Genomic DNA, 12227 nt, shown 5'->3' with positions numbered 1-12227 from the left:
TGACTGGAGTTCAGACGTGTGCTCTTCCGATCTGATATATTTTCAAAGCTACAGGACTTATATTAGTGCCGTAGAGCTCAAGAGCATTTGAAAGAAGCGCGATACGTGCAAATACAAATGTGGATAAAAGAGATAGAATTGCCTTTTGCAAGTTGAAAAATTAGATCACGTTCTAATTATTTGACAGCGGAAAACAATTAGTTAGCTAAGTGCTAGTAATTTCAATTACAATGCTCTAAAAATTTTCACTCACTACCGTATTGAAAATCTGCATGACCGTCATGCAGCTTTAGAAGACAAAGGGCCCCAACACTTTGGAGCCCCACATTGCTTCTCTAATAGAAAAAGGTGGCGCACTTTTGCAAAGGCTATGTTTAGCTTTACGATTCGCGCTCGTAGTTATGAGTTTGTGTAGTGAGTTGCAGCTATAGTATCAATGCTGCGTGAGGTGATGGGACTTGTATTAATTTGCGAGCTGCAAGCCACACCCGTAGGTATGAAGTTTTTTGGTAGTGCGCTTGATTATCTAACAAGCTTGGATAACTACTAGAGGTGATGGGCCTTGTATAAATTTGCGAGCTGCAAGACCCATCCGTAGTTATGAAGATTTTTCTGTCGTGCGCTTGTTTATCTAACAAGCTTGGATAACTACTAGAGGTGATGGGCCTTGTTAAGTTTTGCGAGCTGCAAGACCCACCCGTAGTTATGAAGATTATCCTTTCGACTCATCTAATGGATGAGCTTTCTAATAAAAGACTGCTTATGGCCTTTATGTAGCATGAAATGCTTGCCTATCTAAGCAGACTCCTTAGTGTTTTTCGTATACTCAGCTGTACGAATATTTAAGTGCAGATGGTGCTTGGTCACTATGCACTTATTTTTTGCTCCTAAGTTTTGTTAGGAGTTGAGATTAGCAAGCTTTACCTCTGCTAAATCTCTTATAAAGCGGTATTACTAAGTAAGCTCAATAGCTTGTATACAGAGCCTACTTGAGTAAAAGGCCTTACTTAACGCTCATTACCTTGTCAAAGCAAGAACGCACTTGTGTGTCCATATTGCTATAGTTAGCAATGATCTCTTTAGCTATGTCTTTAGCGCTCCAGAGTTTTAATGAAGCGTCGTTTTGCTTAGCTGCAGCTAAAGTCTTCTCAGTAAAGCCAGCAAGGGATACGAGTAATGAGTGCTTAGTGCCATAGATAGTCATAACCTCTTTGGCAATCTCAATCATAGGCTCGGTTAATGGGCGGGCGCTTTGCTTTATCTGCACACTTACTTTGACATTGCTTGGAGTTGAGACAATTAAGGTCGCGCTGCGTGAAGTGCTCTCAGCACAGCAACGAGTCTTAAAGCCCTTTGCGTCAAATAAGTTTTGGAGTAACTTTTCTAAGTTAATCTCTTTAGTTGAAACTTTAGAACACAGCATCTGAGCTACTAAGTCTTCTTTGCTCATGCTCTTTGGTTTGTTAAAGTCGCCGTGACCAGGTAAATCATTACGTGCATTTGCTCGTGGACTAATAATCTTAGTTGTAGCAAATGCGCTTGCCTTGGCCTTCTCTAAGCTTACAGCGTGATGGGAAAGCTTATGATCTGCCGCAGCAATCTTGTTCACGTACTCTGACAAATCATGGCAGGAGCGTTGTTTACCTGCTTTTGAGTCTGTCATGTACATTTTTACATCCTCTTGATGGTAACTTCAGTCTATTTAGCTATACCGCAAGGCCAATCTATGTATTCGTGTATTCTGACAAGCTTTTTAAAGAAGCAAGTCGTGATGATGCTCTAGCGGTCAGTTTAGCTACCGCTTCTATGTAAAGGCCTAATATCCAAGAACTTCTCTTTGATATTTAAGTATGGCTATTAGTGCAATAGTCTGATTTGAACAAGCTCTAATTGATAGCAACCTTAATATTGCTCAATGCGCTTGTTGTGCATGCTTAATTAAAGAATAGGAAAAAGCTAACGACGGAGGGGAAGACTCAAGCTACAAGAGTTTTAGTAAGTTGACTCACTCATAGCCTATAAAGGTCTTAACAGCCTTATGTCAGTTTGTCTAGGCTTAGCATCATTATTAAATGCTGCACTAGCGCCTATTCTTTTTTGAATTCTGTAATTTGCTCTGCGTGTTAGAAATAGCCTGTAAGCTAAACCATCGCGTTAAAGAGCAAAATATCTGCTTGCCAAATGTTATGCACATTTGACAAGCAGCTAACTCTCTTATGTTTGTTTGCTGTATCTATTCTTTACAAAAACGCGCCGAACTTCACTAGCTTCAATCTTTGTTCCTAGATACTGAATTACATAGTAAGATTTTTACGCCCTAGATGCAAGTACTTGATTAATAAATTTTTATCATCATATTCAAAAATAGCCTATTTATCACATTTTAATGCGTAACTAGATACTACACAATCGCTCGCTATAGATACTACAAAGCTGTATCTAACTTGATACAACATTATGACCTGAAAAGCTCACAATCTTGATACAACATTTTTACCGCCTTACTACATCAAAACTTACAAAATTTTTGCGATAGCCATCACAATGTATAGAACATTGTTTAAAAAGCCATAACTTGATCGAATCGTGTCTTTTTTCTCTCATTTCTCTATAAAAGTTTGGTCTTCAAGCCAAGCGTATTGTTTATAGTCGCTTTTAGACACCACCATTCCCCAAGTGCCCCTTCTTACTAGCCTATACACCATGATCACTCTAAAAGCCCGTATTCATGCCCTTTCATGAAGCAAAACGGCTCGGCAAGTCCTCGTGTTGCAACTTGCCTGCAGCCAATGGTTTTAGCGCCAAATATGGCCTATCTCAGCATACATTTGCGATAGCCATCGCAAAAACTTTAGCCTATATATGCGATTTATGACTTTTTATGACGGGGATCGCAAAACTTTTTAAGCCCCTATCCTCAAATTTTTTACTCGCCTACAAAGCGCTTATTTATGCGGTATCTAGGCACCTAGGCATGCCTTAGATATATATGCGCTTGCGTAAATAAATCAGTTTTGCGATAGCCATCGCAAATGATTTATCAATTCGACTTTACAGTGCATGCCATCGACTAGTGCTTAGGAGTTGAACTATGGCAAGCGTAAAAGAAAGTTCCAACAAGCTATCTCATGCAGTACTGTGCCCATCTACCTATATCCAAGAGGACAAGCCTAGCAAGCTTTGCGGGTTTGAAGATGACAAGTGGTGCAGCTCTAGACTCAAAGGGGATATCTATGACTCTCAGGAGCTTTCTTTAGATGATGTAACTAAGCTTGGTCAACTTACTCCAAGCAAGGGCAAGGTTAACTCACTGCGTAATGTCCGCCTCCTTAACCTGCGCCCTCATGGCAATAAAGTCTCTGCAGTGTTACCAGCAGATCAGAGTACTGAGCACATTGAGGCTTGCGATCATGTCAGTCTCATGGCTGCACCTTTATATGCCCATCAGTATCTTGAGCAATTGATGCAAACAAATTACTTGCTAGAAAGCTCAAATGCTGCCGCATCATGCCACAAGGACACTGCTAGTCGTCGTTTTTCAAGCATTGCACAAGAACATATTGCTCAGCATTCAGACTTTAAGAAGCTCGCCACTTGTTATGGCAAGCGTACTTTAGTTCATAAAGTAAGCCGCTCAGAGTCGCTTCGTACCTCAGCTGAGATTGAAAAAGCTTTCTCTGGCGAGGATAGTTCGCAAGCATCCACAGCAAACAAGATTATTGCTCCCCATGCTTGTGTAGATCAGAGTTTAAAAGCTCCATTCACTAGGCCGGAGCTGTGCTCACAGACTGATTTAGAGTCTGCCAATGCCTCTTATCAGCACCACGATCTCACTGACGCAGCCCAAGATCATCGTGCTGCTAGTAAGCATGTAGTGCCTAGCCATGATCTTAATACCGCTCGTGCTCAGACATTAATGGCAGAGAACACTAAAGAGCGCGTGTCTTTAGCTAGCCAAAATCTTAGTTCTCATCATGCATCTTCTGTTGCTATGTACCCTGCTAATGTCGCTCTACATGATCATAGCTTCCATCATGGCGATGACTCTGCCTTTGCAGATTCTGCTGATAATCATCAGTATGACTTTGTGTTTATGGCTGATGAGCTCGAGCTGTGCTACATCAATTGCTTGTACTTAGTCAGCTTTAATGAGGGTGAGGCTATGCGTCCTTACAAGCCTCTCAATACCAACAGAACTCGTCCGATGCGCTTAACTAAGCTGCAGATGGGCTTAAAGATCCCTCGTTATACCTACGCTCTATGTCATATCGATAACTGCAGCTATACATTTGAAGAGGTGGTCTTAGGCCTGGCCATTGGTGAGCTTTACTCTATGTTTACCTGTCTGAATGACTATGGCTATTTATATGATCAGCTTGAAGATGAGAAGGTAGCTAAACGCAAGAATCTGCCATCAGCGCTCTTAGAAAGACTCATTAACCTCAAGCATGAGTCTTTAACTAACCATATCTATGTACATGATGGCCATAAGCAGGATGATCCTTCCCATAAACCTAAGCTGCCTAAGCTTGATGTACAACGAGCCCACCAGCCTCAGTTAGATGTAAATAGAGCCTCAAAACCTAAGTTAGATGCCTCAACAGCGCATCTACCTCAGCTGGACATTTACCAAGATAATCAAGCACAGTTAGTCTCTAACAGACCTACTCAAGCCACCATAGCTGTTCATAGACCAGGCTTTAGCATCTATCCTCTAACACCAGCTAACTTAGATAATGAGTTTAGCTTAATAAGCCGCTATCCATACAATGGCAGGCTTAGTTTAATGGAGCTGCAGCATGGAGCTAGACGTAATGTAACTTTTAGCTTTGGTAAGCATAATGAAGTCTTAATTAGCTGCATTCCGCTATCTAAGCAGAGTTACAAAAACTATAAAGAGCATGACAGATCAAGCCTTGATAGCTTGGCTTCATCTGCTTACAAATCTCCGCTCTCATTACTTTCGATCCCTGATCGCCTATCTAAGACCCATTATGAAATTGAGCTTTGTGATGGTATTGCGATCCAAAGTCAGCTCTTTAGTGCCAAAGCTTTTGCTCTACAGTGCAGTAAGTATGACCGATTAGGACTTGCCGTAACCTTTGGAGCACTCAAAAGAGAACATTTAGCTCGCCGCTTAGATAACCGTCTACTTGAGGAACTTAAGAAGCATTTAAGTGTCTCAGCTATTGCTCAATACATCATCGACACTGCCTCAAGCAAGGCTCGCCTCAATCCTGACATTCTTGAGGCCATCTTTGTGAAGGCTCGTGAGCTTAACTATATCTCTAAGCTTTACGGACCACGTGGCTCAGAGTATCAAATAGCTTTATTTGACGATCATATTGAGATCATCAAAGGCCACTATTATGGCCTCGGTACTAAATATGTAAGCACCATCCACGGTCGCTATCGAGGCGTCGCCTATACGTACCAAAGCAATGAGTTCAATCCCCTGCATCTGCTGCAAGGAAAAGTGCATGTATCTAACATCGATAACAAGTCGCTGATCCTAAACCTCATCGATAGCGAATACTCAGTTGAGGAACTACATGCTTCTTATAAAGATTATAAAGAGATCGGCACAAGCCTCATCCCGCTTAAATACTAGGCTCTCACAGCATCGAGCATCTAGATGGCCACACAGCTAGATCGCTGTGTAGTGAGCTAGCGATGCAGCTCGATCGCTATGCAGTGAGATAGCGATGCAACTTACAAATTGATGCAAGCAGATCGCTACAAGCAATGCTGCGCCATGCCCGCTATAAGAGCTCACGTAGGTTCAATGCCACATGTTGGCGGCTAATGATACTCAAGCTCACCTTGTACTAAGATCGCCGCCTTTTATCTAAACGACTACCCACATTGCCACTCATTACAGGAGATAGCGCTCTGCAACGCCCAACAAGGTGCTCTACGCGCTGAATATTGATGAAAGCTACTCCACAGACATTTGATGATCTTAAGATCAGCGCTACTTTTTCAGTATCAGATCAAAACTACTCTCCCATGGCATTAGGAGCCATGATCTGTGCCCCGCATTTTATTGCTGCGCCTGCACAGCTCAAGCTGTGTCTGAACAATAAAAGCAGCTTCAATCTAATTGATAACTTCCAGCGCTGTAACCGTCGCTACCACCCTAACTTTCGTGGCCAGGTAAACCGTGAAAAGCAACTATCTCTTGAGACTTTAGCCCGTTTGCCTAATGATGCAAGCCAGGCAAGCTCACAGTCCGCCTCTATAAAAGTAAGCGCTAAGAGTAATTGCAATCAGACCTCATCCAATTGCAATCAGGCCTTATCCAAGACAACAAACGATGAGAACAAGACCAATAAGTCTCAAGCCTATGGATGTGAGCATGCCGCAGATAGCGGTGCATCAATCCAAGCCTACAAGCAGGAGAACACCCAAGCTTTAACAAGTGCAAATGCTTTTATCTCATCAGACCCATACGATTTTGCTTGGTCAGCCCCGATCCCTGACTTTACCTCAGTAAGCAAGCTTATACGCTGTCATGAAGCGCTCAGCTCACCTAAGCAATCAGATGACTATAGAGGCAAGAAGATCACTAGTGCTGCAGCATTTAATCAAACTTGCGCTGGTTTTAACGGACTCAATTCAAGCGTAGATGATGCCTACACTGAAGGTAATGCTCTTAATTTATTGGCCTGCAAGAGCATACAGGATCTTAAAAACATACACCAAGCTCTTAGCGAGGATGCGGCAACTGCTGCTAGCAATAACAATGCAGCAGAAGTATGCCATGACTTAGCTTCACCCCTTTATCAGAGCCATGAGCTAGCGATTACTTCACCAGAGCTAATTGCACAACTTTATGATGCTTACTCTTATCTTAGTAAGGATCAAGTCTCCAACTACTTAGAACATGGTAGCGATGGTGATGCTTGTAACGCTCTAAACAGCCTGAATCAGTACATTGGCAGCTTAATTGAGCATGATCCCGAGGCTTTAAATAAGCTTATCGTACAAAGCACTTGCAATCTACAAGGCATAAGTGCAGTTTGCCAAGATCAAGATGTACCTAAGCACGTGCCAAATCTAAGCTCCCTGTTCTCACAAAATCAGAGCTCTGATAATGACTATAGCGCTACTGACCATATGGCCATGATCTCATTACGTGCTGCGCTAAAGGCTCAGCAAGCTAAGTGCAAGGCAAACAGTGATAAGCACACTACTAAAGAGAATCACAAGACTGAGGATGAGCTCTTATTAGAGCAACTAAATGGATCAAATGAGCTTGAAGTACTCAACAATTACCGCATGACCTTCAACTACTCATTACGTAGTAACTATCCAGAGATTGGTCCTTTTAACCAAGATCTAGCCCATTGCGATGAAGCACAAGATCACACAGGCCCATCCACAAGATCACAGGCATTAGATAAGCCTAAGGCTCCTTTAGTAACTAACATGTCGCAACATACAGAAAGCTTGCCTCAAGAGAGCATGAATAAGGCTACAGACACTCAAGGCACTGCCAACTGCTCTCACTGCGCTACAGAGGCTTTACAAAGCTCATCAGAGACAAAGACACGCTGTAATCAGAAGGGTAAGCGCAATGCTAAGCAAGCTGCTGTAGAGTCAGATGGGCCTATAACCTTTGCACTCGAGAGCTTTGTAATGAATAAGCTCAATGACAAAGGCGCAAGCTCCCAAACACCGAAAATTAAAAAGCATAGCTTCGTCAAAAAGCACGCCTAGCAATAAGCTCAGGGCCTAGCAATGAGCCATAGGCCAATCAAACGCATTATGGATACAGACTCTCGTGACTGCTTAAGATCTCACTCTTAACTTAAGTAGGCAACAAAATTAACCTTACTGTAAGCTATTTTGCATCTTTTGCCCTGAGGCGATTTTAGTATCTATCACCATGAATTAAGCCGCTAGCATACGCCTCTTAGGGCACACACGTCGATTTTTTGTGACTAAGCTAGCAAGTTGATAACAATTGCTTTGATTGAACTAAATTAGTTTGGCAGCATTTTCACTCTCAAACAAACCATATGCTTGCATAGAGCTTTGTTTAATTTTGCTCTTAAATTGTTCTAAATTCGATCTTAGGCCTCTTGTGTGTCGTATATGTTATCAATATCGTATACAATTACACGAGTACAAAAGATTTGTGTTTTACAAAGAAGCAATATTTCTCCTAAGCTTTAATGTTTGCTTAGTAGAACATTATCCATTGTCACATTTTTAATTGCCTGTTAAGGCATGAGGCACATCATTTTCTCATGTGCTTAAGAGATCATGCTATGATCTAAAACGTGTGATAGTTTTTTAATCGTCTAAGGTTTTGATTATGGTTAAGCCACCTGCAGACAGCACCATCTCTTGGTTCGTTAGTCAGTGTCATATTCACAAGTATGCTCAGAAAAGCACCATCATCCACGCTGGTGAAAAGGCTGAGACTCTGTACTACATTGTTAAGGGCACCGTAGTTGTATTGATCAAGGATCACGACGGCCACGAGATGATCCTGACCTATCTTAACAAGGGCGATTTCATCGGCGAACTCGGTCTTTTCAACGAGTCTGAAGAAAACCCAACCCGTACTGCTTGGGTAAAGGCCAAGACTGCTTGCGAAATTGCTGAAGTTTCCTACAACAAGTTCAAGCAGCTCGTTCAGGTTAACCCTGAAATCTTAATGCGTTTAAGCCAGCAGATGGCTGAGCGTTTAGCTGATACCTCTAAGAAGGTATCTAACTTAGCCTTCCTCGACGTTACCGGTCGTATCGCTAAGACTCTGTTAAACCTCGCTCACCAGCCAGAGGCAATGACTCACCCAGACGGCATGCAAATCAAGATCACCCGTCAGGAAATTGGTCAGATCGTTGGCTGCTCTCGTGAAACCGTTGGTCGTATCTTAAAGATGATGGAAGAGAACCACCTCATCCATGCTCACGGTAAGACCATCGTAGTTTACGGTACCCGCTAATTTCCATAAGCCAAGCACCCTTGGCTTACAAATACAAAAGCCCAGTTTTTCTGGGCTTTTGTATTTGTACCGACCAAAAATCACCCCGCCACAATCATTTACCTGCCTCTACATCATAGCGCCACCAAAAATACCTGCCCATACGCGCTCGACAGGCATAAGTTAAAAATGATTAGGCCCTATCCCCATTTCGACGCTGCCCCAAGCTAATCTAGAATCTGCCGCATTGCGTCGCCACAGTCCGTCTTCGAACTTACAGCAACCTCATGCCCCAGGTATAAATGCTATGACTTAGCAAAGATTTTCTTGAACCTATCGCCCTCAACACCTGCTATGCTCAAGGCAAAGCTTTTTAGCACGCATACGCCTAAGATAATCAATAACCATAGAATTAAGCTACCTCATCGCCAAAAGTTCTGAATCACCAAGAAATAAGGTGTTTCATGAAGTAAAAATTAACATGGTTTGCGCAATTAAAAATTAACACTTTTAAACAGAGCTAAAAGTTAACATGTATTTTCTTTAAAAAATGTGAAAAAAAAGTAGCCATTACACTTTTGGTGCATTTGGCTACTTTAATATGGTTTATAAACCTACTTTTGTGGTGAACTACTTAGTTGGTCAATTAGCCTGAATAGAATGACCGTCCTGAGAAGTCCAGGGTATAGGCTTTGTTAAAAAACTTGCTCATTATGGCTTTAAAGACGTCATGATTATCAAATACATTCATCCACTCCTGTAGTCCTCTCTGAGTAATGATTACAGTTGGGAGACCTGACCTCATACGATAGTCTAAGAGTTTGTGAAGATATGCTGTGTTGCCTGAGTAGTACTCTTCATAGCCAACGTCATCAAGGATAAGTAAATCGACCTCTGAAGCTCGATTTAATGCTTTAGCTGCTTGTGACGGATCATGAAAAGACTCGAACAACTCTGTTGAGCATACTCTGAAAACAGAGTATCCTTTTTCAAGGATAGCTCTTTTGGCGAATTGAACCGCAGTACTTGTTTTTCCAGTGCCTGGCCGCCCTGAAATAAATATACTTGCATTTGACTCCGCCCAGTCTAGATTCCACAAATCTAGATCATATTCCAGTCTTATTAAAGAGCTGTCAAATGGAGCATATAGCTCAGATTTGGGTATTGAGCTATATGCTATTAACCGATCTATCTTGTGGTTGCGTTTTAGCATGACAACATGTTCAAGCAGATCTGTTACCTCTTTAGATATGTCCAGTCCGTTAACGGACAGATCATTTAAGTATTCAGATATCTCATCTGTGTAGCAGCCCCAACCAAGTGCGGTACAGTTGAAAGCCAAACGCTTATCTTCTGGTAAATCACTAGCGTCCTCATTAAGTAGACGTTTGTGTCGGGACACCAATCCTCCATTTCTATCTAGAGTAAAGTGTGAGTCTTTAGGAGGAGTCACAAGAACTGTTATGCGAGCCTCACTTCTATTTGGACAGACATTTAAGTCATCTAATTTTTGGTTATTGTCCACCTTAATTATTCCTTTCTAACAACTCATCAAGCTCTCTGCGAGTGTTATGGGCTTCAGTAGACAGGGATAACTCTTCAGCCTCATTCAAGACTGTCTCTATACCTAAGTCATTGCCTTGCTCAGCAGCATTAACATGCTCAACTGGCTGGGTCTTGGCCCTCTTTGCAGCACGTCTCTTTTTTTGAGAAACTTCAAAGTCATGAATACGCTTAGGGTCGAGTTTGCCTTTAGTAATTGTTGCGCCACCATCAGTGGTAACTAAGTATTCTCCATCACGGTAAATTGAGATACTTGCGGTGGTTTTCCAGTGATTTTTATCCCTAATTTGCAACTCGTGTCCTAAAAACTTAAGCTTACCGTTGAAGCTTATTGAGCTGCGAACAACTTTAACCAAAAGCTTGACTTTATCGCCTTCGAGTATGCGTAATTTTGTCTTCTCATACTCATAGAGCTCACGAACAGTTCTTCTGACAGGGGTACCACCTCTCTTAGCAGTTCTTGGATCAACAAACGTTCGATCAAGTACATATTTACTTATAAGCCACTTATCAATTTCCTGCTGAAGGTCTTCTAAGTTGTAAACTACGATACTTGGTGTGTTTTGTATATAGTTGATGCAGTGGTGTTTAATGTAATAACCAGCACGCTCAACACGTCCCTTAGTATTTGCTTTGTAAGGCTTGCATGGCTTCGGCTCAACACCAAACTTATCGCAGAAAAATTGGAAAGCCGGGTTAACTACATAATGCTGACCATTATTGAATTTAATCAAAGAGGTTGCATTATCACAAAGAACTACATTTGGAACACCTAACCACTCAAAAGCTCTAGCAATACCCTCAAACCATGAGCTTTGGTCTGTGTTGTCAAATACACAGCAGTAAATATTACGAGACCAAGCTAGTACAGCCTCAAAGATATATATTTTGGTCTCTTCATCACTACCATCGAACTTGAAATAGCGCTCTGTGAAGTCAATCTGTATTTGATGTCCAGGAAGGCAGTGAAAAGGTCTTTTTACATCCTTTCCAAACTCCTTTTGTTCTGCTAAGTGGTGCTTGTAGATAAAGCCTTGTAGTGCACGTAAACTGAAGTTGCAGCCATCTTTTAAGCCATAAAAATGAGGCTCTTCTTCCATTTGCCTATAAAGAGCAGGCACACTTTCTTCGTAGTTCTTATACCTCTCGATAACTAGCTCTGGGTTTAGAACATCTAGCTTGCTAGACCGCTTTTGCAGCGGTGCTTTATCAACACCCAACTTGATATAGTGACTGACTGTTTGTCTGCAAATACCAAGCGTTCGAGCAATTTCAGTAGCCTTTGCACCTTGCTCATGCAGTCGTTTTATTTGACTAACTTGATGATTGTTTAACAAAAGTAATATTCCTTTTTCTTAAGTATGAAATCAGAATTTGACTAATACGTTATCTGACCGCAGCTGCCTAAAGAGCAGTATTGAACATTTGTAATGTTGTTTTTTACTATTCATCTTCGGGTGAAAATAAAAATTAACAATATACTCAAATGCCTTTTTCCTACTTTAATGGTGTAGTACATAGCAGTTCTGTGTATGTTAATTTTTAACTTCGTCATAAGACGAAATCAAAAGTAATAACTGAGCAGTAAGCCTGTCCAGACGTCATGCAGACTAGTTCTGAGTATGTTAATTTTTAACTTCGTCATGAGACGAAATTAAAAGTAACAAGTGAGCAGTAAAGCCTGTCCAGACGTTATGCAGGCTAGTGCTAAGCATGTTAATTTTTA

At 41.6% G+C, this 12227-nt stretch carries 6 protein-coding genes; 3 read left to right on the top strand and 3 right to left on the bottom strand.

The window, feature by feature from the left end:
• Window positions 1-1003: 1003 nt before the first annotated feature.
• Window positions 1004-1669, bottom strand: coding sequence for a restriction endonuclease (locus RDO37_RS03065; protein WP_308498062.1), 666 nt, complete (start codon window positions 1667-1669; stop codon window positions 1004-1006).
• Between the two features lie 1422 nt (window positions 1670-3091).
• Here RDO37_RS03065 and RDO37_RS03060 point away from each other — a divergent pair.
• The 3 genes from RDO37_RS03060 (at window position 3092) to crp (ending at window position 8959) form a co-directional block, all read left to right on the top strand.
• Window positions 3092-5611: a hypothetical protein gene (locus RDO37_RS03060; RefSeq protein ID WP_308498061.1), complete on the top strand. Its 2520-nt coding sequence runs from the start codon at window positions 3092-3094 to the stop codon at window positions 5609-5611.
• 320 nt (window positions 5612-5931) lie between these two features.
• Window positions 5932-7722 (top strand): hypothetical protein, encoded by a 1791-nt coding sequence (locus tag RDO37_RS03055; protein ID WP_308498060.1) that lies wholly within the window; start codon window positions 5932-5934, stop codon window positions 7720-7722.
• A gap of 601 nt (window positions 7723-8323) precedes the next feature.
• The gene (gene crp / locus RDO37_RS03050; RefSeq protein WP_374045299.1) at window positions 8324-8959 is read left to right on the top strand and encodes a cAMP-activated global transcriptional regulator CRP; all 636 of its coding nucleotides are present in this window, start codon (window positions 8324-8326) and stop codon (window positions 8957-8959) included.
• Between the two features lie 625 nt (window positions 8960-9584).
• Here the strand turns inward: crp and RDO37_RS03045 are convergent.
• Window positions 9585-10463 (bottom strand): ATP-binding protein, encoded by an 879-nt coding sequence (locus RDO37_RS03045; RefSeq protein ID WP_308498058.1) that lies wholly within the window; start codon window positions 10461-10463, stop codon window positions 9585-9587.
• Between the two features lies 1 nt (window position 10464).
• Entirely contained in the window at window positions 10465-11838 is a 1374-nt protein-coding gene (gene istA, locus RDO37_RS03040) for an IS21 family transposase (RefSeq protein ID WP_308498057.1), read from the bottom strand.
• Window positions 11839-12227: the final 389 nt, after the last annotated feature.

The sequence above is a fragment of the uncultured Anaerobiospirillum sp. genome (genome assembly GCF_902485895.1).
In the GTDB taxonomy this organism is placed as follows: domain Bacteria; phylum Pseudomonadota; class Gammaproteobacteria; order Enterobacterales; family Succinivibrionaceae; genus Anaerobiospirillum; species Anaerobiospirillum succiniciproducens.
The sequence above is the reverse complement of the archived record's forward strand: the minus strand, read 5'-3'. Positions and strand labels throughout refer to the sequence as shown.

Coding starts and splice junctions, on each gene's coding strand:
- RDO37_RS03055 (WP_308498060.1), top strand. CDS start 5,932: ATGAAAGCTACTCCACAGACATTTGATGATCTTAAGATCAGCGCTACT.
- RDO37_RS03065 (WP_308498062.1), bottom strand. CDS start 1,669: ATGTACATGACAGACTCAAAAGCAGGTAAACAACGCTCCTGCCATGAT.
- RDO37_RS03060 (WP_308498061.1), top strand. CDS start 3,092: ATGGCAAGCGTAAAAGAAAGTTCCAACAAGCTATCTCATGCAGTACTG.
- crp (WP_374045299.1), top strand. CDS start 8,324: ATGGTTAAGCCACCTGCAGACAGCACCATCTCTTGGTTCGTTAGTCAG.